The sequence below is a fragment of the Pseudomonas sp. IT-P12 genome (assembly GCF_949767465.1).
Lineage (GTDB): Bacteria > Pseudomonadota > Gammaproteobacteria > Pseudomonadales > Pseudomonadaceae > Aquipseudomonas.
Genome location: NZ_CATKPY010000021.1, coordinates 414,302 through 435,262, shown reverse-complemented (window position 1 = coordinate 435,262; position 20,961 = coordinate 414,302). Strand labels below are relative to the sequence as shown.

Sequence of the window (20,961 nt, the reverse complement as noted above, 5' to 3'; positions counted from 1 at the left end):
GAAACGGTGACCCCTTTTTGCTTTCTGCGATTTTTATCCAGGGCGAGATATCGCTCGTCTTCCACTTCCGCGCACGTTATTCACGATCCAGACCTTTGCGGCCTCGATGTCTTCGCGTGCGCATGCTCGATAACTGAGGACACGTGGCGATCGCCTGTTGCAATCAAAATCATCGCGTCGTTGCAACACAGCGTTGACTCGGGCTTGGGTAGGCCAGCAGTGCAATTTCCACTGAAGGCGCCTCCATCAGGCAGGTGGCGCTTTCGCTAAGGCACTTGGTTCAATCATCTAGAATATCTGGAGCGTTGTATTTCGCCCAATTGGTAAACAATCTGGCAATTTTTTTACTGGCATATTCGGAATAGTGATTATATTCATCTCTATATAAAGGCATGCCATCTTGAACCAATGAACATCCTTTATCGTTGCAGAATAATTCGTTTTGATCGAAAAATTTAACATTAGGATGGTTTTTTGAAATTGCTTCTATCGCAGGTTTAAAATTTTCATAAATCTTTGTGCGGAATTCTGGGCTTATATCACATGTTTCTGATGCTTTTTTCAGTGGGCGAGCGAAACAGCCCTTCAAGCTGCGATTCGCAGTAAAGTGTGGAATAAATACGATTACCCGAACGCCTCGTTTTTCGAGATAATCGATTCGCTCATTAATGTTCTGGATATAGGCTGCGCTTGGTTTTACATCCAGGCCATCAAGAATGGCATACTTAATTGTTCCACTGCGCTCAATAATGTTGTTAATTAATAGTTTTTGGTGGTACGCCCTAGGCCCTGAGCAAGGGCTAGTGGTAACTTCGGACTTTTCCTCCGAGGGTGAGCCCATGTCTGGGGGGCAAGCACCAATGGATAATACGGTCTGTGTTCTAAGTTTTTCTTCAGTTGCCATTCCTGGGTAAAGGTGATTTGCGAAGCTGTTGCCGAGCAGCAGTAAGGTGGGCTGTTCATCTTTGTTCGTTATGCAAAACCACCAACCATATGACTGAGCCTCTTTAAACGGGTAGCGATTAATGCAAGTGTCATTCTTGGCGAATTTCCAGAGGGGGCCTACAAACTGGCTGTTGGGCGCTTCGCTGTCTTTGACGGCGTCGCGATGAGGTAAGCCTCCAAGATTGAAAATCGTTAAGCCCGAGGCACCCACTATCGCCATCAGTGCTGCAAGTGCAGGAGTTTTAAACCTGCTGTTGTTGGCTCTTAACGGGCGCTCGATAAAAAAGTAGGTCGCCCAAGCCAATATTATGGAAATCGACACCAAAGCAATTCTGATCTCACGAGAAGGCATTTCACTCTCGATTATTCTGGCAAATGTCAGCAGTGGCCAGTGCCAGAGGTAGAGAGGGAAGCTGATCAGGCCGAACCATACAAACATTTTGCTTGAGAGTATGCTTTTATTGATCCATGCATTGGGCCCCGCTGCTATTACTAAAACGGTTCCTAGGACAGGTAATGCTGCCCACCATCCCGGGAACGAGTCGTCTTTGTTAATACAAATCAACCCCAAGCTAATCAGGGATATGCCTGCCATGGAGGCGGCGTTTATGAATGTCTTTCCCTTCAAGTTGAAGATGGACATCTTTCCACTGTCAAAAATCGCAAAATAGGCAAGTAATGAGCCCGCAAGCAACTCCCAGATACGTGTTTGAGCGAGATAGAACACAGCTGATGGATCGTTTTTTATATTGGCGATGTTCAGAGAGAAGCTGAAAATTGCCAAAGCAACAGCCAACAGTAAAATATTTAATCGCAGTCTCCAGGATAGCCATAAGGCCAAAGGCCAAAAAATATAAAACTGTTCTTCTATGCCTAATGACCAGAGGTGAAGCAATGGTTTGACTTCTGCTGAGGTGTCAAAGTACCCGCTTTCATTCCATAGAATAATATTTGAAACAAATACGGCGCCACCCGTTGTATGTTTTCCTAGCTGAGAGTATTCGTCGGAAAGAAGTACAAACCAACCACCTATTAAACATGCCGAAAGAACCAGTATCAAGGCGGGGAAAATACGCTTTATACGTCGGCCGTAAAATTCTGAGAAGCTGAAACTATTATTTTTTATGCTCTTGAATATTATGGTAGAGATCAGGTATCCAGAGATAACAAAAAAAATATCGACACCGATGAAACCGCCTTTTAACCAGGTCGGGAAAGCGTGGAAACCGACTACTGATAGAACGGCAATTGCGCGAAGTCCATCTATGTCGGGTCGATATTGCGGGTGTGCGAGATGTGAATTTTCTAAAGACGCAACCTTTTCCGAAAGTGAAGTCATGGTTGCGACGCGCTCCTTGTAGTGATGGATTATCAAAACTAGCACATCTTACGCGTTAGTGAGTTGGGATGGTGCGGTGCTTCTTCGGCAAAATTCTCGAAATTTAACTGGATATTTACTCAGTCAGTTCCGTTGTCAAGTCATTGATGGCTTGTCAGTTGATCCGTAGCCAGATTGACATCCGGCGTGAGCCATAGCCTTAACGATCGCCACTGCGAGCGGATCGCGCAAACTGGTCACGGCTTCAGGGTGGTGATGAAACGCGTCGATGCTCATCTCCATCCCCCGACGGTTGCGCCACTGCAAGATCCAACGTCCTGAATGCTGTTTGCGTACGCGTTCAGGAAGTGACGGAGAGTTCGAGCCTGCTCGGCGATCAGTCATTTGCTGATGGCTTTTTGAATGCTGTGTTTGCATACAGTAATTGCGCGGATGTTGAGGGCGGAGAAGGTGCTGGAAACGTAGGCCTCAGGATTGTTTGCTCAGCGGAGCGCCGAAGAAAAAGACGCTGCTGTAGGAATTTTCGCTCTAAGTGATTGATTTTTATAAGGATATGCACAGCTATTAGGTGCTCTGAAACATCGTTTTCTCATATCTATCAATAGGTTACAATTACTTCGCGGTAATCTCAAAAGCGTAGAGCGTTCGTTTGAATTCTATCAGGCCTACCGACCAAGTCCGCTCTATGAAGCGGTCTAGAGGGGTCGCAAGAGATTTTGACCTTCCGGGCTTCCGTCTCAACGTTTTCCAATTAAGTGTTGACGGCTTGGTGACAGAAAAAAGATTATGGCATTTCAATATCACGCTAGGGACAGATTGGGACGTTCATGAGAAAAATTGTTTCTGTAGTCGGCCTTTCGCTTTTCACCACTCACTCTGTCGCGGCGACCATCAAGATCGAAAACAAAACCTCACTGGAAATTCATGAGGTTTATTTTGCCCCGTCCATCGATGGCGATTGGGGTGATGATCGTCTTGGGGATTACATACTTGAACCAGGTAATCAGTTGACCCTGACGGATATCGCCCCAGGTAAGTGGAAGCTGCGATTGATCGACGAAGACGAAGATGAATGCATTCTCAAGGATCAGAAAATCGTTTTGTCGACTTCATTTGACATCCGCGATGATGATTTTCTCAAGTGTAAACAAATGGCTCAGTAGTCACCCCTGCGCCCCTCAGCTAACTCTGTGGGAGAAATTCATTCGCTCTGCTGGGCGGTCTGGAAGGGCTCACCGAAAGGTGAGCCCTTTTTTGTTGTCTGGCGTTTCTGTCTCACGATCTCCTTGTACCTGACAGCGCGCTACTCAATACTTTTCAAGCCCACCATGCTCCGCGCCAGTCTCGCTCGTTCACTCCAGGCAATGGTGTGGCTCGCCTTGTTCCACCGCACTTTTCTTATTCCACGATCTTCAGCCCTGTCGATGGCTTCTGAAACCAGTCGAATGCTGAATGTCGTCCCTGCGCATTCCCCGTGGTGCAGCAAAGCGGCTTTCCAGGCTTCAAGATCACTCATGCTGGATCGTTCGATGATGATGGCTTGCTTGCAACCGCCCACTACAAAGTGGATCTCGTACCGTTCCTTCATGACCCGCGTGTACCTGCCTTGCTCCGTTGCGAAATATTGTCATTTGTAGGCAGTGCCAAGGTGGGGCAGATGCAATGCAGCGATTGATGAGCTACTACTGACAGGTTGAATGACCCGTGTCCTGACAGGAGTTTCTCGATGCTTGTTCATTGGTTTCTAGCGGCGCTTCATCTGTTGGCACTTGGCCTGGGGTTATGGGCGGTGCTGGTGCGCGGTACGAATTTGCGACGTTTGGCAGTGGGTGTGGGCGAGGTCCGCAGTGTGCTGGTTGCGGATAACGTCTGGGGGCTTTGCGCCCTCATGCTGTTGGTGACCGGTGGGGTGCGCGCATTTGGCGGGTACGAAAAAGGAACGGACTATTACCTGCACCAGCCGCTGTTCCACCTGAAGATGACGCTGTTCGTGCTCATCCTGCTGCTTGAAGTGGCGCCGATGGTGACCTTGATCAAATGGCGGGTTGCGCTGGCCCGCGGCGCAGCAATCGACACCGCGCGCGCCACGCTGTTTGCAAGGATCAGTCATGTCGAAGGGTTGCTGGTCTTGCTGATGGTCATCGCGGCCACGGGGATGGCGCGTGGCGTCACGTTTGGCTAGCTGAGGTTCGTCGGACGGTGAAGCGGGGGGGAGGAGAGCATTGATGCGCAAATCTTTAGCCAGCCGTCGTTGCGCGGCGAACGGGCTGGCTACTGACTGCGACAGGATTCAGGACTGCGACTTGTCCGGGGCGGTCAGGCCAGCCTGAATGCGCTGATAAATTTCTTCGCGGTGCACCGCAACGTCTTTCGGGGCGTTGATGCCGATTCTGACTTGCTGGCCGCTTACGCCCAAAATGGTGATCGTAATGTCATCGCCAATGTTTATGCTTTCACCGACTTTGCGGGTGAGTATCAGCATGGTCTTCTCCTTGATTGCTTCGTGGGGCACCTGTTTCGGACAGTGCAGAGGTCGGTGGTATGTATAGATTAGTGCGAAGTCTCACGGTTTGGGTGCCTCTTTCTGACGTGCAGATGCTGCATTAATTCCCAAGGCGTAACTATACAGAGGCCGCATCCATCATTCTCGTTGTTTTCAGCCGATTTTGTGGGACTCGGGATGTATTCATGAATGATAAAATCCCCGCTTTCAGCATTCAGAGGAAAGCGTTGTGCGCAAAATGGCCTGGGTAATCGCAGTACTGGCATTGGCGGGATGTGGTGAAGGCAAGAGCGTCGATGCGCAAAAGCCGCAACCGACAGTGGCCGCTACGCCGGCGGCTGCCTCTGCTCCTCAGTGGGATCTGGAGGTCCGGGGTGAAATAACCCAGGCGGTCAGCGACCTGAGTGGCTGGTTGATCGAGCACAGCTTCATTGCCAATGTGATCGAGGAAAACGGCAAGACCCGCATCCTGATGGGACCCTACAGTTCGAAAGCCGAGGCTGAGGCCAAGCAGGAAGAGGTGCGCGCGGCGCTGACTCGGGCGAAAAAACAGAACATCGAATTGCTGGTCATCGAGCGCCCGGCGGTTCAGTAATCGCAGTCGCCTGTTGATCGGGCGGCAAGATGAAGACTGGGTCGTGTTCAAAACAAAAAAGGCCTCGGGCGTTCGCCCCGGGGCCTTGTGTTTTCCAGTTGACGTTCAACCGCACGCCTTCATGTCGACCGGTCCGACAAACTCGTTGCCGCGCCCCATGACACAGGCGACGCTCTGGTTGCGTTGACGTTCCCAAGCTTGTACCGGGTAGGTTTTGTTCCAGGCTTCGTACAGTTGCCGGTCCTGCTTCGACAGGCGCAGACCGTATTGCTTGCTCATGTAGAAGTAAGTCCGGGCGATCATGCCGCGAATGGACGGACGAGGCATGACCTTCTTCGCCTTGAAGTCGATTTGCGTCAGGCACGACCCATATTGACCCGATTGTTCCGGCAACCAGCCAAAGCTGAAGTTGCTGCGGTCACCGTTCACTTCACCGATGCTTGGCACCAGGTTATGCAAATCGGCCTCGGCCTTCTGGTAGGTCGGGTCGTATCGCGTGCAATTCTTGCGTCCACCTTCCTGCCAGCACTGGCGCTGGTGGCCGATCTGCCAGGCGGGGACGATGTGCTCCCACTCGATGCGCGAGGCGCGCTTGGCATTCTTGCGTGGCACGTAGCCGCAGGCAGAGAGGTTCACCTTGTTGCCGGTGTATTTGCACCCGCAGTAGAACTCGGTGGATTGTGGGGCATACAGTTTCCAGGCGACTTTCTTGGCTTCGTTGAAGGTGCGTGGAGCGTCGGCGTGGGCGGCCGTCGCGGAAAACAGCAACAGTAAAACAAACCAGCGGACACTCATTGACTCAATCTTCCTTCGGTACAACCCAGAAAATCTGCACACCGCCGTCGTCGCGGTAGGCGAGGGTGACGTTATCGTTCTCGTCGATTTCTTCGAGCAATTGCTCCCACTCACTCTCGGGTTCATCCGGAAGGCGAAAGATCAGTGCCGCCCTGGCTTTCTGAGCGGTGGGGGAATTGATGATTTTCTGAACGCGCAGACCCATGCGTTGATAGGTGTCAGGAGAAGCGGAGGTGGTGGCCACGGAATTATCCTTATTAAGCTGTACGTGCATACAGTATTTAACCGTAAGCATTTTCGCAACTGCTTAAAATTCAAGAAATTCCTCTGACAGCGGTTTTTTCCGTTTGGTGTAGGACGTCGGTTTTTTTTATCAGTCGGTACCGGCGGCTGGCTGATACCTGGATGATCGCTAAAGAATCCCGAGTTCGGGTCGATGCCCTTCAAAGGATTTTCTTTCCAGGAGTTCACATGTCATTTTCGGTTGGCTTCCCCAATGCGAGCGCAATCACCATCGGGGGTAAATCCGCAGCCACGATCAACACCTTGAGCGACTCGACGGCCGAGGCTTCGACGCTGGCGTTGGGCAACGAGGATGAAGGCGATGCAGCGGAGGTGCGCACAGGCGGCGGCCCTTTGACCGAGAGCAAAAAAACGGAGAGCGGCGGTGGCCAGAGCATCACGGTGAAGATGCTGCTCAAGCGCATGCAGGAGTTGCAACAGCAACTGCGAGAGCAACAGCAACAATTGGCGGCGGCGCAGGCTGCGTCTTATCCAACCCCGGAAGCGAAGCAGGCGGTGGTCATGTCGATCCAGGGCCAGATAGCCGACACCAATGGTGCGTTGGCTCAGGTCACGGCTAACCTGGTCAAGGAACTGGCCAAGGGTTCCGGTACGGGCGGCATTGTCAGCACGACGGTGTAGTTCCTGACACCATAGTCTGTCACTCTGGCCAGAGGCTCAAGCGTCGCACAGGCGCTGACACACCTGGCAGCTTTCCAGTCGTTGACAAATCACGACGAGATTCGCATAGTTCGGTCTTCGCAAACGTTTGCGAGGCTCCGCCGACTGTCTATGACTGACCACAGCGGTGAAGTGTACATCAGCGCAAGCGTTGCTCAGAACAATCATAAGATCGGAGTGAACCCATGAAGCTGCCATTCGCTGGACGTCTTCTTGCTGTCGCTATGCTGGCTGCCGCATCCGCCGCGCTGCCTGTCTCTTCGGCTTTCGCCGAAACCCCTGAAAAACCTAAAGTCGCGCTGGTCATGAAGTCTCTGGCCAACGAATTCTTCCTGACCATGGAAGACGGTGCCAAGGCTTACCAGAAAGAACACTCCGGCGATTTCGAGCTGATCTCCAACGGTATCAAGGACGAAACGGACACAGCCAACCAGATCCGTATCGTCGAGCAGATGATCGTCTCCAAGGTCAATGCACTGGTCATCGCCCCGGCTGATTCGAAGGCCATGGTGCCCGTGATCAAAAAAGCGGTCGATGCCGGCATCACGGTGGTCAACATCGATAACCAGCTGGACGCCGCGGTCCTCAAAAGCAAGAACATCACAGTTCCGTTCGTAGGCCCGGACAACCGTAAGGGTGCACGCCTGGTGGGCGAGTACCTGGCCAGGCAACTGAAGGCCGGTGATGAAGTCGGCATCATCGAAGGCGTTTCCACGACCACCAATGCCCAGGCCCGTACTGCAGGCTTCAAGGATGCAATGGAAGCGGCGCAGATCAAGGTCGTGTCCCTGCAATCCGGCGACTGGGAAATCAACAAGGGCAACCAGGTTGCCTCCTCAATGCTCAGTGAATACCCGAACCTCAAGGCCCTGCTGGCCGGCAACGACAGCATGGCGGTCGGCGCGGTGTCTGCGGTGCGTGCCGCAGGCAAGGCCGGCAAGGTGCAGGTAGTCGGTTATGACAACATCAATGCGATCAAGCCGATGCTCAAGGACGGCCGCGTCCTCGCCACGGCCGACCAGTTTGCCGCCAGGCAAGCCGTGTTCGGTATCGAGACGGCGCTGAAGATCATCAAGGGTGAGAAAGTCGACAGCGGCGCCAACGGCGTCATCGAAACGCCGGTCGAGCTGGTCACCAAGTAGTCCTTCTGGCGACACAACGGTGCTCGCCCGTCCGGGCGAGCGCATGGAGATTCTTATGTCAGTTTCCGCCCCGAACGCTGTCCTCTCGGTCAGCGGTATCGGCAAGACTTATGCGCAACCTGTCCTCACTGGAATCGACCTGACGCTGATGCGCGGCGAGGTGCTGGCGCTGACGGGCGAGAATGGCGCCGGCAAAAGCACGCTGTCGAAAATCATCGGCGGACTGGTCACGCCAAGCACCGGCCAGATGCAATTTCAGGGTCAGGATTACCGTCCCGGCAGCCGCACCCAGGCTGAAGAGCTGGGCATCCGCATGGTCATGCAAGAGCTCAATCTGCTGCCGACCCTGTCCGTAGCGGAAAACCTGTTTCTCGACAATCTGCCCAGCAACGCGGGCTGGATCAGTCGCAAGCAATTGCGCAAGGCGGCGATCGAGGCCATGGCCCAGGTCGGGCTCGATGCGATCGACCCGGACACGCTGGTCGGCGAGCTGGGCATCGGTCACCAGCAAATGGTGGAGATCGCCCGCAACTTGATTGGCGATTGCCATGTGCTGATTCTCGATGAGCCGACCGCGATGCTGACGGCCCGTGAAGTCGAAATGCTCTTCGAGCAGATCACACGCCTGCAGGCACGTGGGGTGTCGATCATTTACATCTCCCACCGCCTTGAAGAGCTGGCGCGAGTGGCGCAACGCATTGCGGTATTGCGCGACGGCAACCTGGTTTGCGTCGAACCGATGGCCAACTACAACAGTGATCAATTGGTGACCCTGATGGTTGGCCGCGAGCTGGGCGAACACATCGACATGGGGCCGCGCAAGATCGGCGCCCCGGCGTTGACGGTCAGAGGGCTGACCCGTGCCGACAAGGTGCGCGATGTGTCCTTCGAGGTGCGTGCCGGCGAAATCTTCGGCATTTCCGGTTTGATCGGGGCAGGGCGCACCGAACTGTTACGGCTGATATTCGGCGCCGATGCGGCAGACAGCGGCACGGTGGCGCTGGGTTCGCCAGCGCAGGTCGCAACCATTCGCTCGCCGGCGGATGCCGTTGCACAGGGCATCGCGCTGATTACCGAAGATCGCAAGGGCGAAGGCTTGCTGTTGACTCAGTCGATCAGCGCCAACATTGCCCTGGGCAATATGGCGGAGATATCCAGTGCGGGTTTCGTCAACAACGGCGAGGAGGTGTCGCTGGCCCGGCGCCAGATCGACGCCATGCGCATCCGCAGTTCCAGCCCGACGCAATTGGTATCGGAGCTGTCCGGCGGTAACCAGCAGAAGGTCGTGATCGGCCGCTGGCTGGAGCGCGATTGTTCGGTGTTGCTGTTCGACGAACCGACACGCGGCATCGATGTCGGTGCCAAATTCGACATTTATGCATTGCTCGGTGAGCTGACCCGGCAGGGCAAGGCGCTGGTGGTGGTGTCCAGTGATTTGCGCGAGCTGATGCTGATCTGCGACCGCATCGGCGTACTGTCGGCGGGGCGCCTGATCGAGACGTTTGAGCGCGACAGCTGGACCCAGGATGACTTGCTTGCCGCCGCTTTTGCCGGCTACCAAAAACGTGATGCGTTGCTCAACGAGGCAGCGCCTAGGGATCTCCCATGAAAACTGCAACGCCTGCCGGTCAACGTAGCGGCAATTTCTACGGCCTTGGCACTTATCTGGGCCTGGCTGGTGCCTTGCTGGCGATGGTCGTTCTGTTCTCGATCCTGAGCAGCCATTTCCTGTCCTATGACACCTTCAGCACCCTGGCCAACCAGATACCGGACTTGATGGTGCTGGCGGTCGGCATGACCTTCGTGCTGATCATCGGTGGCATCGACCTGTCGGTGGGGTCGGTGCTGGCGCTGGCGGCATCGACGGTCAGTGTGGCCATTCTGGGTTGGGGCTGGAGCGTGCTGCCGGCAGCGCTGCTTGGCATGGCGGCCGCTGCATTGGCCGGGACCATCACCGGCTCGATCACCGTGGCGTGGCGAATCCCGTCGTTCATCGTGTCCCTCGGCGTGCTGGAGATGGCGCGTGGCGTGGCGTACCAGATGACCGGCTCGCGCACGGCCTACATCGGCGATGCCTTCGCCTGGCTGTCCAACCCGATTGCCTTCGGCATCTCGCCTTCGTTCATCATTGCCTTGCTGATCATCTTCATTGCCCAGGCGGTATTGACCCGCACCGTGTTCGGTCGTTATCTGATCGGTATCGGCACCAATGAAGAAGCGGTACGCCTGGCAGGGATCAATCCAAAGCCCTACAAGATCCTGGTGTTCAGTCTGATGGGGTTGCTGGCCGGTATCGCGGCGCTGTTCCAGATTTCACGCCTGGAGGCGGCGGACCCGAATGCCGGTTCCGGCCTGGAGCTGCAAGTGATCGCGGCGGTGGTGATCGGCGGCACCAGCCTGATGGGTGGGCGCGGCTCGGTCATCAGCACGTTTTTCGGTGTCCTGATCATTTCCGTGCTGGCGGCCGGGCTGGCGCAAATCGGCGCGACGGAACCGACCAAGCGCATCATCACAGGTGCGGTCATTGTCGTAGCGGTGGTGCTGGATACCTATCGCAGTCAGCGCGCAAGCCGGCGGACCTGAGTCATGGCAACCATTAAAGATGTAGCCGCGCTCGCGGGAATTTCCTACACCACGGTGTCCCATGTGGTGAACAAGACCCGTCCGGTCAGCGAAGAAGTGCGGGTCAAGGTCGAGGCCGCGATCAAGAGCCTCGACTACGTGCCCAGCGCGGTGGCCCGTTCGTTGAAAGCCAAGACCACGGCAACCATTGGCCTGCTGGTGCCCAACAGCCTCAACCCGTACTTCGCCGAGCTGGCACGCGGCATCGAGGACTACTGCGAGCGCAATGGCTACTGCGTGATTCTCTGCAACTCCGATGACAATCCGGATAAGCAACGCAGTTACCTGCGCGTGTTGCTGGAAAAGCGCATCGACGGATTGATCGTGGCGTCAGCCGGTGGTGACGCCGGTCTGGCGGAGGGGTTGGCGGGGGTGCGCACGCCGATGGTCATCGTCGACCGTGGGCTCCAAGGCGTGAATACCGACCTGGTGCGCATCGACCATGAATACGGTGCTTACCTGGCGACCCGGCACCTGCTGGAGTTGGGGCATAGGGACATCGCCACGATCGGCGGGCCGGCAGGCACCAGTGTGGCCCAGATGCGCCTGGCGGGTTATCGCCGCGCCTTGCAGGAAGCCGGCGTCGAGGTGTCCCGGGAGCGGGTGCTGGAAAGTGATTTCACCAGCACCGGCGGTTACACAGCCGCCGCGACCCTGTTGGAAAAGAACCCGCCCACCGCGATTTTTGCCGGTAACGACATGATCGGCTTCGGCGTCCTGCGAGCCGCCGCCGAGCGCAACATCCGCGTACCGGCCGAGTTGTCGGTGATCGGCTTCGACGATATCCAGATGAGCCGTTACGTTTATCCGGCGCTGACCACCGTAGGGCAATCGATCCTGCAGTTGGGGGAAATGGCGGCCGGCGTGCTGCTGCGCAGGATCGCCAAGCCGGATACGGCGATCGACCAGCGGATCGTGACACCCAGTATTGTCCTGCGGGAATCGACGGCGCCTCTGGCGGGTCTTTTCGCACAATTGCGTTGATACAGCGAGTAGTGATGTATGCCAGCAAGAGTAGTGGTGATAGGTAGCCTGAACATGGACCTGGTGACCCGTGCTTCGCGTTTGCCCCGTGGCGGCGAGACGCTGATCGGTGAGTCGTTTACCACGGTCCACGGCGGCAAGGGTGCCAATCAGGCAGTTGCTGCGGCGCGGTTGGGCGCGCAGGTATCGATGGTCGGTTGCGTCGGCAGCGACGCCTATGGCGAAGCGCTGCGCGGGGCGCTGCTGGCTGAGCGAATCGATTGTCAGGCGGTCAGCGTGGCAGAGGGTGCCAGCGGCGTTGCGTTGATTGTGGTCGATGACAACAGCCAGAACGCGATCGTGATCGTTGCCGGTGCCAATGGGGCGTTGACGCCAGCATTGATCGACCGGTTCGACACGGTATTGCAGGCGGCGGATGTGATCATCTGTCAGTTGGAAGTGCCCGATGCCACGGTCGGTCATGCACTCAAGCGCGGCCGCGAGTTGGGCAAGACGGTCATTCTCAATCCGGCGCCTGCCAGTCGCCCGCTGCCGGCAGACTGGTATGCCGCCATCGATTACCTGATTCCCAACGAAAGCGAAGCCTCGGCCCTGACCGGGCTGCCGGTGGACTCGCTGGCGACTGCTGAAACCGCGGCGGCCCGGTTGGTCGCGATGGGTGCAGGCAAGGTCATCATCACACTCGGCGCACAGGGCTCGTTGTTCGCCAATGGCCAGGGCTTCGAGCACTTTGCCGCACCGAAGGTGAAAGCGATCGATACCACGGCGGCGGGCGATACCTTTGTCGGTGGTTTTGCCGCTGCACTGGCCGCCGGTAAAAGTGAAAGCGAGGCCATACAGTTCGGACAGATTGCCGCTGCGCTGTCGGTCACCCGGGCTGGCGCGCAGCCCTCGATTCCCGATTTATCCGAAGTACAGGCCTTTGAAGCACCATGAAGAAGACACCTTTGCTCAATGTCGCGTTGTCGCGACTGATTGCTTCCCTCGGGCACGGCGACCTGGTCGTGATCGGTGATGCCGGCCTGCCGGTGCCGCCGGGTGTCGAGCTGATCGATCTGGCCCTGACCCAGGGTATTCCGGATTTCATCAGCACGTTGAACGTTGTGCTCAGCGAAATGCAGGTCGAACGTCATGTGCTGGCCCTTGAGATCCTGGACAAACAACCGTCAGCGCTGGTTGCGCTGGAAAAACTGCATGCCGAAGGTGCGCTGGGTCAGCGCGAGTTGCTCAGCCATGAGCAGTTCAAGGTCTTGAGCCGACAGGCGAGGGCGATCGTGCGCACCGGTGAATGCCAGCCGTACTGCAACATCGTGCTGGCGGCCGGGGTCACCTTTTGAATCGATTCACTGTTTCCCCCTGCACAAGGAGTGCGCCATGTACCGCTATGCTCAGAAATTGCCCCGTCTGCTCCGGAGCCTGCTGCTTTTGACCCTCATGACCGCAACGAGCGCCCAGGCGGCCGACAGGATCGACCTGGTCATCGACACCGATCCAGGTGCCGACGACGTGGTGGCCTTGCTGCTCGCCCTGGCATCACCACAGGAATTGAATGTTCTCGCGCTGACCACCGTGGCCGGCAATGTGCGCCTGGACAAGACCTCGCGTAACGCGCGGCTGGCGCGGGAGTGGGCAGGGCGCGAAGAAGTGCCTGTGTATGCGGGGGCGCCAAAGCCGCTGATGCGTACGCCGATCTATGCCGACAACATTCACGGCAAGGAAGGCATGGCGGGCGTCACGGTGTATGAGCCGCAGAAGGGGCTGGCCAAGGGAAATGCGGTCGATTACCTGATCGATACCTTGAAAACCGCCAGGCCCCACAGCATCACCATCGCCATGCTGGGGCCGCAGACCAACCTGGCCCTGGCGCTGATCCAGGCGCCGGAAATCGTTGAAGGCATCAAGGAAGTGGTGATCATGGGAGGGGCGCACTTCAACGGTGGCAACATCACCCCCGTGGCCGAATTCAATCTGTTCGCCGACCCGCAGGCTGCAGAGGTGGTGCTGAAGAGCGGCGTCAAGCTGACTTACCTGCCACTGGACGTGACGCACAAGATCCTGACCAGTGACGCGCGCCTGAAGCAAATCGCTGCGTTGAACAACGAGGCCGGCAAACGCGTGGGCGATATCCTCAACGAGTACATCAAGGCCGATATGGAGCACTACGGCATTCCAGGTGGTCCGGTGCATGACGCCACCGTCATCGCCTATCTGCTCAAGCCTGAGCTGTTCAGCGGGCGCTCGGTCAATGTGGTAATCGATAGCCGTGAAGGCCCGACCTTCGGTCAAACCATTGTCGACTGGTACGACGGTCTGAAAGCGCCGAAGAATGCCGTCTGGATTGAAAGTGGCGACGCTCAGGGCTTTTTTGACCTGCTGACCCATCGTCTGGCTCGCCTGAAGTAAGCTTCACCCCCGCAGGTGCCGGCCTGCGGGTTTCACTCCCTTTCGTTGGTGTCGGCGCCTTTGTAGTCGGCCGGGTATTTTTCGAATACCTGGGCAATGAACGATTGTGCTGCCTCGGTCCCCAGCGCCTTGACCAACAGATCGATGCCTATGATTGCCAACTCTTCCGGGCTGCCCGGGCTGTAGGAACTATGGCCCTGGGGCCATTTGGCCTTGATGTCGGCGTCTATGCTTACGGTGGTCATGATGGCGCTCGTGAATTGGGTGAAGTCCGCGTATGAGTTAATCATTTTGCGGCCCCTTTGACACTCCGACTTAGGCATGAGGGCAGGGCTATGCGACACTGGGTCTTTAACGATTTTTCAAGGATCGTGCTGTGCAGATCGATTTGAATGTTCCTGACGGCCTGACCCTGGAAGCGGTGCGCCAACTGCTGGCCAGTGCCAGCGATGATGAACACACGCAGCTGCGGGTGACCAAGGGTGGTATTGCCTATATTTCGTCGGGTGTCGTGGGCGGCACCGACATCGAGGGCCTGCTGTTTCGCCTGGAAACGTGGGCCAAAGGCTCCGGTTACGTGGGGCGGGTTGCCGCCAGCGATGAGGTCTGGGTCATGCAGATCTTCAATGCGCTGAAAGCCAACTGGCCCAAGCCACCCTTCGATTACATCGATATATATTGAGTGCCGTTCATATTCAGTCACGATTGAGCGGTGGACGACAGAGGAGGGTCAGGCAAACTCGCCAGCCACGGTCGTGGGCAAGGTGCTAGTACCCCTTTGTGAAACCAAACGTCATATTGGCGGTCGCACGATCTAGTCTTAACTACTGGAAAAAAGGAGGCTCCATGCCTTGGAAGCTCGCGTCATTGGGTACATTGCTGGCCGTTGGCTTGCTGGCCGGTTGCAGCAATACATCCACCGACTCGGCCACGGACCCTGTTGCGTCGGCTGATTCCGGCCACAGTCGCTGCGAAGCAAAGGCTGCCGAGTTCACTCTTGGTAAAAAGGCTTCGCCCGAACTGCTCGAGCAGGCACGCGTTCGCGCCGGTGCACAAAGCGCCCGAATCCTCAAGCCCAATGACATGGTGACCCTGGAGTATCGCTCCGATCGCCTGAACCTGAGCACCGATGACCAGCTGGTGATCAACCGGGTCAATTGCGGCTGACAGCGACAGGTTTTCAATCGCCCATAAAAAACCCCGTCACATGGACGGGGTTTTTTTAGCGCGCCGGGAAATTACTCTGGGCGAACTTGTGCAGCTTGCATACCCTTTTGGCCTTTCTCAGCCACGAAGGAAACGGTTTGGCCTTCTTTCAGGCTTTTGAAACCGTCGCTTTCGATAGCTTTGAAGTGTACGAACAGGTCGTCACCGCCACCTTGAGGAGTGATGAAGCCGAAGCCTTTTTCATCGTTGAACCATTTAACGGTGCCGGTTTGGCGATTAGACATGGTGTATCTCCAAGAAACATATATTTTCAGTAGTACTGTGCTGCTCAGGCCAACTGGGCACACCGGAGTATCATAGTCGAAATGTTCGATTTGGGAGCCCCCCGGACGTGCTGTTTACCCTTCAGTCGCTCGCTCTTTGTTGCTCGATGCGCCTGAAAGCCCCGTTTTAAAAGGCTTTCAGGCTAAAGTAAAGACGATAAAAAAAGCTGTAAAACCTGCATAAATTGTTGAAAAGGGCGCTTTTTCGCGGGATTTTCAACGGTAGTCGAGCCCTTCTCGCGTCTGTTCGACGTTATTTTTTAGCCTTGTTATCAGCCTTGCACGCTGAAATCTGGGTGAGCGCCTTGCGCTGCAGCGCTTCGTCGGCCTTGTTATCCATCAGAGCTTGCAGATCGGCGGCGGGGTACGACTTGATCGCATCCGCACCGCAGGCGCAGTGGGCCTTGGCTGCTGCGGCGCCGATCTGGGGACTTGCCGCCTGGGTGCACTGCGCCATGTACTTCTCGCGTTCGCCCTTGGGCCAGTCGGCGTGGGCAGTCAGCGGCAGCAGGAGGGCAATGGGGGCGACTACTGCGAACAAACGATTCAGACGCATGCTGAGATGCTCCTTGTGGGTCAATGTCTTTTTATCTGAGGGATGAAAGGGGGCCAAGTTCAGCACTCTGGCATAAAATGGCCGATTTGCCCCAATGGAAAACCTGGGCGCGGCGATGACCGTTCATCTGTGCTAGCATGCGTCGCTCGGGTGTTTGCACGCTCCGGATGACCCGCGGTCCCCGGCGGCGAATGTCCGAATAACCCCGATTTGAATCCCAGTCACTCTGGTTCGGTTTTCCGGTTGGCCGCAAGGCTCCTGCCGCTGTAAGGCAGGCGTTCGTCATTGAATGGCCTGGACTGGATCTTGTACTGGCTCATCCCAACCCACGTGACCTTTGGTAGGGGTCACCACTAGGAGAGGAGGCGCCATGCCAACTATTACTCTTCCCGACGGCAGTCAACGTTCATTCGATCACCCGGTTTCCGTTGCCGAGGTCGCCGCATCCATCGGTGCTGGCCTGGCCAAGGCCACCCTGGCCGGCAAGGTCAATGGCAAGCTGGTCGACGCCAGCGACATCATCGACAGCGATGCCACGCTGCAAATCATTACGCCAAAGGATGAAGAGGGGCTGGAGATCATTCGCCACTCTTGCGCGCACCTGGTCGGCCACGCGGTCAAGCAGCTGTACCCGACTGCCAAGATGGTCATCGGGCCGGTCATCGACGAAGGCTTCTATTACGACATCGCCTTCGAACGTCCTTTCACCCCGGACGACATGGCGGCCATCGAACAGCGCATGCAGCAGCTGATCGAGAAAGATTACGACGTGATCAAGAAAGTCACTCCGCGCGCCGAAGTGATCGAAGTGTTCAAGGCCCGCGGCGAAGACTACAAGCTGCGTCTGGTCGAGGACATGCCGAACGAGCAGGCCATGGGCCTGTATTATCACGAAGAATACGTCGACATGTGCCGCGGGCCGCACGTGCCGAACACGCGTTTCCTGAAATCCTTCAAGCTCACCAAGTTGTCCGGCGCCTACTGGCGTGGCGATGCCAAGAACGAGCAGTTGCAGCGCGTTTACGGTACGGCGTGGGCTGACAAGAAGCAGCTGGCGGCTTACATCCAGCGCATCGAGGAAGCTGAAAAGCGCGATCACCGCAAGATCGGCAAGCGCCTGGGCCTGTTCCACACCCAGGAAGAAGCGCCAGGCATGGTGTTCTGGCACCCGAACGGCTGGACCCTGTATCAGGTCCTCGAACAGTACATGCGCAAGGTTCAGCGCGAAAACGGTTACCTGGAGATCAAGACGCCTCAGGTCGTCGACCGTAGCCTTTGGGAAAAGTCCGGGCACTGGGCCAACTACGCCGACAACATGTTCACCACCGAGTCGGAAAGCCGCGATTACGCCATCAAGCCGATGAACTGCCCTTGCCATGTGCAGGTGTTCAACCAGGGCCTGAAGAGCTACCGTGAGCTGCCGATGCGCTTGGCCGAATTCGGTGCCTGCCACCGTAACGAGCCGTCGGGCGCGCTGCACGGCATCATGCGGGTGCGTGCATTCACTCAGGACGACGCCCACATCTTCTGCACCGAAGAGCAGATGCAGGCCGAGTCCGCCGCGTTCATCAAGCTGACCATGGATGTCTACGCCGACTTCGGCTTCAAGGACATCGAGATGAAGCTGTCCACTCGTCCGGAAAAGCGCGTGGGTTCCGACGAGCTGTGGGATCGTGCCGAAGCCGCATTGGCTGCAGCCCTCGACAGTGCGGGCCTGCCGTACGACCTGCAGCCGGGAGAAGGCGCGTTCTACGGGCCGAAGATCGAATTCTCGCTGAAAGATTGCCTCGGCCGTGTCTGGCAGTGTGGTACCCTGCAGCTCGATTTCAACCTGCCTGTCCGTCTGGGAGCCGAGTATGTCTCCGAAGACAACAGCCGCAAGCATCCGGTGATGTTGCACCGGGCGATCCTTGGGTCGTTCGAGCGTTTCGTCGGAATTCTGATCGAGCACTACGAGGGTGCATTCCCTGCGTGGCTGGCTCCGACCCAGGCAGTGGTGATGAATATCACTGATAAACAGGCAGATTTCGTCGCCCAGGTGGAAAAAACTCTCAACGAAAGCGGGTTTCGTGCCAAGTCTGACTTGAGAAATGAAAAGATCGGCTTTAAAATCCGCGAGCATACTTTGCTCAAGGTTCCATACCTCCTGGTCATCGGAGATAAGGAAGTCGAAATGCAAACTGTCGCTGTGCGTACTCGTGAAGGTGCTGACCTGGGCTCGATGCCCGTCGCCCAGTTCGCTGAGTTTCTCGCGCAAGCGGTTTCCCGGCGTGGTCGCCCAGATTCGGAGTAATTATTATTAAGCGTGAAATGAGACAAGATAAACGAGCTGCACCGAAGGCCCCGATCAACGAGAATATCTCGGCACGCGAGGTTCGGTTAATTGGAGCTGAAGGTGAACAGCTTGGGATTGTGTCAATTGAAGACGCGCTTCTTAAGGCTGAAGAGGCCAAGCTGGATCTGGTGGAGATTTCCGCCGATGCAGTACCCCCTGTTTGCAAACTGATGGACTACGGCAAATCGATCTTCGAGAAGAAGAAGCAGATTGCCGCGGCCAAGAAAAACCAGAAGCAGATTCAGGTTAAAGAAATCAAGTTTCGTCCAGGGACGGAGGAAGGGGATTACCAGGTAAAACTGCGCAACCTGGTACGTTTCCTGAGTGACGGGGACAGGGCCAAGGTATCCTTGCGATTCCGCGGCCGTGAGATGGCCCACCAGGAGCTGGGGATGGAACTGCTCAAGCGGGTTGAAGCTGACCTGCTCGAATACGGTTCGGTCGAACAGCATCCTAAGATGGAAGGACGCCAGCTGATCATGGTCATCGCCCCGAAAAAGAAGAAGTAATCAACAGGGCACGGCAGGCCTTCTGATTATGTTTATCAACTGAATGCGGAGTATCCGAACATGCCAAAAATGAAAACCAAAAGTGGTGCTGCTAAGCGGTTTCTGAAAACTGCTAACGGTATCAAGCACAAGCACGCTTTCAAGAGCCACATCCTGACCAAAATGTCGACCAAGCGTAAGCGTCAACTGCGCGGTAGCAGCTTGCTGCATCCGTCTGACGTGGCAAAAGTCGAGCGCATGCTGCGCCTTCGTTAATTTTAGTCAAGAATAGAGGAAGTAACTCATGGCTCGTGTAAAGCGTGGCGTCATTGCCCGTAAACGTCACAAAAAAATTCTGAAACTTGCTAAAGGCTACTACGGCGCTCGCTCCCGCGTATTCCGTGTTGCCAAGCAAGCGGTAATCAAGGCAGGCCAATACGCCTACCGTGACCGTCGTCAGAAAAAACGTCAGTTCCGCGCTCTGTGGATCGCTCGTATCAACGCTGGTGCTCGTATCAACGGTCTGTCCTACAGCCGTTTCATCGCCGGCCTGAAAAAAGCGTCCATCGAGATCGACCGTAAGGTTCTGGCTGATCTGGCAGTGAACGAAAAAGCGGCGTTTGCTGCGATTGTCGAGAAAGCTAAAGCCACCTTGGCTTAAGTACCCCCGACAGTCACCCGGCCTCACCTCTGTGGGGCCAGGTGTTAAACGTCATAAATAGGGGAAGAGCCTTCAAGCTCTTCCCCTATTTTGTATCTGGAGTCTGTACATGGAAAACCTGGATGCGCTCGTCTCTCAAGCACTAGAGGCTGTGCAAAGCGCTGAAGACATCAATGCCCTGGAGCAAATCCGGGTTCACTACCTTGGCAAGAAGGGTGAATTGACTCAGGTGATGAAGACCCTGGGCAATCTGCCGCCAGAGGAACGCCCACAGGTCGGCGCCCTGATCAACGTTGCCAAGGAGCGTGTTACAGAGGTTCTCAATGCCCGCAAGGCGCTGTTTGAAGAGGCCGATCTGGCCGCCAAGCTGGCTGCCGAGTCCATTGACGTGACCCTGCCTGGCCGCGGCCAGACCTCCGGTGGCCTGCATCCGGTGACCCGCACGCTGGAGCGTATCGAACAATTCTTCACCCACATTGGCTACGGCATCGCCGAAGGCCCTGAGGTCGAAGACGATTACCACAACTTCGAAGCACTCAACATCCCAGGCCATCACCCGGCCCGGTCGATGCATGACACCTTCTATTTCAATGCCAACATGTTGCTGCGCACCCATACCTCCCCGGTACAGGTCCGCACCATGGAATCGAAGCAGCCGCCGATCCGCATCGTCTGCCCGGGTCGCGTGTACCGCAGCGACTCCGATATCACCCATTCGCCGATGTTCCACCAGGTCGAAGGCCTGCTGGTCGACCGCGACATCAACTTCGCCGACCTCAAAGGCACCATCGAAGAGTTCCTGCGCGTGTTCTTCGAAAAAGAACTGGCCGTGCGTTTCCGTCCTTCGTATTTCCCGTTCACCGAGCCATCGGCCGAAGTCGACATGGAATGCGTGATGTGCAGCGGCAAAGGCTGCCGCGTCTGCAAGCAGACGGGTTGGCTGGAAGTCATGGGCTGCGGCATGGTCCACCCGAACGTGCTGCGCATGTCCGGCATCGACCCGGAAGAGTTCTCCGGCTTTGCCTTCGGCATGGGCGTAGAGCGTCTGGCCATGCTGCGTTACGGCGTGAACGACTTGCGTCTGTTCTTCGACAACGACTTGCGGTTCCTCGCGCAATTTCGCTAGTCGTAACGAATTCT

General features: G+C 56.4%; 26 protein-coding genes. 18 read left to right on the top strand and 8 right to left on the bottom strand.

Features of this window, described 5'->3' with window-relative positions:
• Positions 1–280: 280 nt before the first annotated feature.
• Positions 281–2,284 carry an acyltransferase family protein gene (locus tag ACM6IM_RS11015; protein ID WP_414865139.1) on the bottom strand — a complete coding sequence of 668 codons (2,004 nt, stop codon included), beginning with the start codon at positions 2,282–2,284 and terminating at the stop codon, positions 281–283.
• An 827-nt stretch (positions 2,285–3,111) separates the two neighbouring features.
• Between ACM6IM_RS11015 and ACM6IM_RS11010 the strand changes: the two genes are divergently transcribed.
• Positions 3,112–3,447 carry a hypothetical protein gene (locus ACM6IM_RS11010; protein ID WP_201189252.1) on the top strand — a complete coding sequence of 112 codons (336 nt, stop codon included), beginning with the start codon at positions 3,112–3,114 and terminating at the stop codon, positions 3,445–3,447.
• Between the two features lie 140 nt (positions 3,448–3,587).
• On the opposite strand, the gene ACM6IM_RS11005 is transcribed toward ACM6IM_RS11010, so the two are convergent.
• Positions 3,588–3,872 (bottom strand): hypothetical protein, encoded by a 285-nt coding sequence (locus tag ACM6IM_RS11005; protein ID WP_192301740.1) that lies wholly within the window; start codon positions 3,870–3,872, stop codon positions 3,588–3,590.
• A gap of 138 nt (positions 3,873–4,010) precedes the next feature.
• On the opposite strand from ACM6IM_RS11005, the gene ACM6IM_RS11000 reads away from it, so the two are divergent.
• Complete coding sequence (locus ACM6IM_RS11000) at positions 4,011–4,466, top strand: DUF2214 family protein (protein WP_414865138.1); 456 nt, start codon at positions 4,011–4,013, stop codon at positions 4,464–4,466.
• A gap of 108 nt (positions 4,467–4,574) precedes the next feature.
• Here ACM6IM_RS11000 and csrA read toward each other — a convergent pair whose 3' ends face one another.
• Positions 4,575–4,766 (bottom strand): carbon storage regulator CsrA, encoded by a 192-nt coding sequence (gene csrA / locus ACM6IM_RS10995; protein WP_192301738.1) that lies wholly within the window; start codon positions 4,764–4,766, stop codon positions 4,575–4,577.
• A gap of 250 nt (positions 4,767–5,016) precedes the next feature.
• On the opposite strand from csrA, the gene ACM6IM_RS10990 reads away from it, so the two are divergent.
• Positions 5,017–5,382: an SPOR domain-containing protein gene (locus tag ACM6IM_RS10990; RefSeq protein ID WP_414865137.1), complete on the top strand. Its 366-nt coding sequence runs from the start codon at positions 5,017–5,019 to the stop codon at positions 5,380–5,382.
• A 105-nt stretch (positions 5,383–5,487) separates the two neighbouring features.
• Here ACM6IM_RS10990 and ACM6IM_RS10985 read toward each other — a convergent pair whose 3' ends face one another.
• A complete protein-coding gene (locus tag ACM6IM_RS10985; RefSeq protein ID WP_201189247.1) occupies positions 5,488–6,177 on the bottom strand; it encodes an endonuclease in 690 nt (229 codons plus the stop codon).
• Positions 6,178–6,181: 4 nt separating this feature from the next.
• Entirely contained in the window at positions 6,182–6,472 is a 291-nt protein-coding gene (locus tag ACM6IM_RS10980) for a DUF1654 domain-containing protein (RefSeq protein WP_412547983.1), read from the bottom strand.
• 176 nt (positions 6,473–6,648) lie between these two features.
• Here ACM6IM_RS10980 and ACM6IM_RS10975 point away from each other — a divergent pair, with 176 nt between their 5' ends.
• The 8 genes from ACM6IM_RS10975 (at position 6,649) to ACM6IM_RS10940 (ending at position 14,291) form a co-directional block, all read left to right on the top strand.
• Entirely contained in the window at positions 6,649–7,101 is a 453-nt protein-coding gene (locus ACM6IM_RS10975) for a hypothetical protein (protein ID WP_414865136.1), read from the top strand.
• Positions 7,102–7,325: 224 nt separating this feature from the next.
• Entirely contained in the window at positions 7,326–8,282 is a 957-nt protein-coding gene (locus tag ACM6IM_RS10970; protein ID WP_201189245.1) for a sugar ABC transporter substrate-binding protein, read from the top strand.
• Between the two features lie 55 nt (positions 8,283–8,337).
• Positions 8,338–9,891, top strand: a complete 1,554-nt coding sequence (locus ACM6IM_RS10965; protein WP_414865135.1) for a sugar ABC transporter ATP-binding protein — start codon at positions 8,338–8,340, stop codon at positions 9,889–9,891.
• Positions 9,888–10,865, top strand: a complete 978-nt coding sequence (locus tag ACM6IM_RS10960; protein WP_192301731.1) for an ABC transporter permease — start codon at positions 9,888–9,890, stop codon at positions 10,863–10,865. The genes ACM6IM_RS10965 and ACM6IM_RS10960 overlap by 4 nt, the downstream gene beginning before the upstream one ends.
• A 3-nt stretch (positions 10,866–10,868) precedes the next feature.
• Positions 10,869–11,888, top strand: a complete 1,020-nt coding sequence (locus tag ACM6IM_RS10955) for a LacI family DNA-binding transcriptional regulator (protein WP_414865134.1) — start codon at positions 10,869–10,871, stop codon at positions 11,886–11,888.
• Positions 11,889–11,906: 18 nt separating this feature from the next.
• Positions 11,907–12,824: a ribokinase gene (gene rbsK / locus ACM6IM_RS10950; protein WP_414865133.1), complete on the top strand. Its 918-nt coding sequence runs from the start codon at positions 11,907–11,909 to the stop codon at positions 12,822–12,824.
• Positions 12,821–13,225, top strand: coding sequence for a D-ribose pyranase (gene rbsD / locus ACM6IM_RS10945; protein ID WP_414865132.1), 405 nt, complete (start codon positions 12,821–12,823; stop codon positions 13,223–13,225). The genes rbsK and rbsD overlap by 4 nt, the downstream gene beginning before the upstream one ends.
• Positions 13,226–13,262: 37 nt before the next feature.
• Positions 13,263–14,291 (top strand): nucleoside hydrolase, encoded by a 1,029-nt coding sequence (locus ACM6IM_RS10940; protein ID WP_414865131.1) that lies wholly within the window; start codon positions 13,263–13,265, stop codon positions 14,289–14,291.
• Between the two features lie 32 nt (positions 14,292–14,323).
• Here ACM6IM_RS10940 and ACM6IM_RS10935 read toward each other — a convergent pair whose 3' ends face one another.
• On the bottom strand, positions 14,324–14,536 hold the full coding sequence (locus ACM6IM_RS10935) for a hypothetical protein (protein WP_201189232.1): 213 nt from the start codon (positions 14,534–14,536) through the stop codon (positions 14,324–14,326).
• A 131-nt stretch (positions 14,537–14,667) separates the two neighbouring features.
• Here ACM6IM_RS10935 and ACM6IM_RS10930 point away from each other — a divergent pair, with 131 nt between their 5' ends.
• Together ACM6IM_RS10930 and ACM6IM_RS10925 are read left to right on the top strand one after the other, a co-directional pair.
• Complete coding sequence (locus tag ACM6IM_RS10930) at positions 14,668–14,973, top strand: hypothetical protein (RefSeq protein ID WP_414865130.1); 306 nt, start codon at positions 14,668–14,670, stop codon at positions 14,971–14,973.
• A 164-nt stretch (positions 14,974–15,137) separates the two neighbouring features.
• Positions 15,138–15,458 (top strand): I78 family peptidase inhibitor, encoded by a 321-nt coding sequence (locus ACM6IM_RS10925; RefSeq protein ID WP_201189230.1) that lies wholly within the window; start codon positions 15,138–15,140, stop codon positions 15,456–15,458.
• A gap of 71 nt (positions 15,459–15,529) precedes the next feature.
• Here the strand turns inward: ACM6IM_RS10925 and ACM6IM_RS10920 are convergent, their stop codons facing one another.
• Both ACM6IM_RS10920 and ACM6IM_RS10915 read right to left on the bottom strand, forming a co-directional pair.
• Positions 15,530–15,742: a cold-shock protein gene (locus ACM6IM_RS10920; RefSeq protein ID WP_003179963.1), complete on the bottom strand. Its 213-nt coding sequence runs from the start codon at positions 15,740–15,742 to the stop codon at positions 15,530–15,532.
• Between the two features lie 292 nt (positions 15,743–16,034).
• Positions 16,035–16,337: a hypothetical protein gene (locus ACM6IM_RS10915; protein ID WP_192301723.1), complete on the bottom strand. Its 303-nt coding sequence runs from the start codon at positions 16,335–16,337 to the stop codon at positions 16,035–16,037.
• A 370-nt stretch (positions 16,338–16,707) separates the two neighbouring features.
• Here ACM6IM_RS10915 and thrS point away from each other — a divergent pair, with 370 nt between their 5' ends.
• The 5 genes from thrS to pheS all read left to right on the top strand — a co-directional run bounded on the left by thrS (position 16,708) and on the right by pheS (position 20,947).
• Entirely contained in the window at positions 16,708–18,630 is a 1,923-nt protein-coding gene (gene thrS, locus ACM6IM_RS10910) for a threonine--tRNA ligase (protein WP_192301722.1), read from the top strand.
• Positions 18,630–19,181: a translation initiation factor IF-3 gene (infC, locus tag ACM6IM_RS10905; RefSeq protein WP_169851780.1), complete on the top strand. Its 552-nt coding sequence runs from the start codon at positions 18,630–18,632 to the stop codon at positions 19,179–19,181. Before thrS ends, infC begins: the two co-directional genes overlap by 1 nt.
• 60 nt (positions 19,182–19,241) lie before the next feature.
• Positions 19,242–19,436 (top strand): 50S ribosomal protein L35, encoded by a 195-nt coding sequence (gene rpmI, locus ACM6IM_RS10900; RefSeq protein ID WP_002553160.1) that lies wholly within the window; start codon positions 19,242–19,244, stop codon positions 19,434–19,436.
• Positions 19,437–19,464: 28 nt separating this feature from the next.
• Positions 19,465–19,821, top strand: coding sequence for a 50S ribosomal protein L20 (gene rplT, locus ACM6IM_RS10895; protein WP_007905879.1), 357 nt, complete (start codon positions 19,465–19,467; stop codon positions 19,819–19,821).
• 109 nt (positions 19,822–19,930) lie between these two features.
• Positions 19,931–20,947 carry a phenylalanine--tRNA ligase subunit alpha gene (gene pheS / locus ACM6IM_RS10890; protein WP_192301721.1) on the top strand — a complete coding sequence of 339 codons (1,017 nt, stop codon included), beginning with the start codon at positions 19,931–19,933 and terminating at the stop codon, positions 20,945–20,947.
• Positions 20,948–20,961 lie beyond the last annotated feature (14 nt).

Coding starts and splice junctions, on each gene's coding strand:
- ACM6IM_RS11005 (WP_192301740.1), bottom strand. CDS start 3,872: ATGAAGGAACGGTACGAGATCCACTTTGTAGTGGGCGGTTGCAAGCAA.
- thrS (WP_192301722.1), top strand. CDS start 16,708: ATGCCAACTATTACTCTTCCCGACGGCAGTCAACGTTCATTCGATCAC.
- ACM6IM_RS10925 (WP_201189230.1), top strand. CDS start 15,138: ATGCCTTGGAAGCTCGCGTCATTGGGTACATTGCTGGCCGTTGGCTTG.
- ACM6IM_RS11015 (WP_414865139.1), bottom strand. CDS start 2,284: ATGACTTCACTTTCGGAAAAGGTTGCGTCTTTAGAAAATTCACATCTC.
- ACM6IM_RS10955 (WP_414865134.1), top strand. CDS start 10,869: ATGGCAACCATTAAAGATGTAGCCGCGCTCGCGGGAATTTCCTACACC.
- ACM6IM_RS10965 (WP_414865135.1), top strand. CDS start 8,338: ATGTCAGTTTCCGCCCCGAACGCTGTCCTCTCGGTCAGCGGTATCGGC.
- ACM6IM_RS10935 (WP_201189232.1), bottom strand. CDS start 14,536: ATGACCACCGTAAGCATAGACGCCGACATCAAGGCCAAATGGCCCCAG.
- ACM6IM_RS10980 (WP_412547983.1), bottom strand. CDS start 6,472: ATGCTTACGGTTAAATACTGTATGCACGTACAGCTTAATAAGGATAAT.
- rplT (WP_007905879.1), top strand. CDS start 19,465: ATGGCTCGTGTAAAGCGTGGCGTCATTGCCCGTAAACGTCACAAAAAA.
- ACM6IM_RS11010 (WP_201189252.1), top strand. CDS start 3,112: ATGAGAAAAATTGTTTCTGTAGTCGGCCTTTCGCTTTTCACCACTCAC.
- ACM6IM_RS10960 (WP_192301731.1), top strand. CDS start 9,888: ATGAAAACTGCAACGCCTGCCGGTCAACGTAGCGGCAATTTCTACGGC.
- rbsD (WP_414865132.1), top strand. CDS start 12,821: ATGAAGAAGACACCTTTGCTCAATGTCGCGTTGTCGCGACTGATTGCT.
- csrA (WP_192301738.1), bottom strand. CDS start 4,766: ATGCTGATACTCACCCGCAAAGTCGGTGAAAGCATAAACATTGGCGAT.
- ACM6IM_RS10940 (WP_414865131.1), top strand. CDS start 13,263: ATGTACCGCTATGCTCAGAAATTGCCCCGTCTGCTCCGGAGCCTGCTG.
- ACM6IM_RS10985 (WP_201189247.1), bottom strand. CDS start 6,177: ATGAGTGTCCGCTGGTTTGTTTTACTGTTGCTGTTTTCCGCGACGGCC.
- rbsK (WP_414865133.1), top strand. CDS start 11,907: ATGCCAGCAAGAGTAGTGGTGATAGGTAGCCTGAACATGGACCTGGTG.
- ACM6IM_RS10920 (WP_003179963.1), bottom strand. CDS start 15,742: ATGTCTAATCGCCAAACCGGCACCGTTAAATGGTTCAACGATGAAAAA.
- ACM6IM_RS10970 (WP_201189245.1), top strand. CDS start 7,326: ATGAAGCTGCCATTCGCTGGACGTCTTCTTGCTGTCGCTATGCTGGCT.
- ACM6IM_RS10915 (WP_192301723.1), bottom strand. CDS start 16,337: ATGCGTCTGAATCGTTTGTTCGCAGTAGTCGCCCCCATTGCCCTCCTG.
- pheS (WP_192301721.1), top strand. CDS start 19,931: ATGGAAAACCTGGATGCGCTCGTCTCTCAAGCACTAGAGGCTGTGCAA.
- ACM6IM_RS11000 (WP_414865138.1), top strand. CDS start 4,011: ATGCTTGTTCATTGGTTTCTAGCGGCGCTTCATCTGTTGGCACTTGGC.
- rpmI (WP_002553160.1), top strand. CDS start 19,242: ATGCCAAAAATGAAAACCAAAAGTGGTGCTGCTAAGCGGTTTCTGAAA.
- ACM6IM_RS10975 (WP_414865136.1), top strand. CDS start 6,649: ATGTCATTTTCGGTTGGCTTCCCCAATGCGAGCGCAATCACCATCGGG.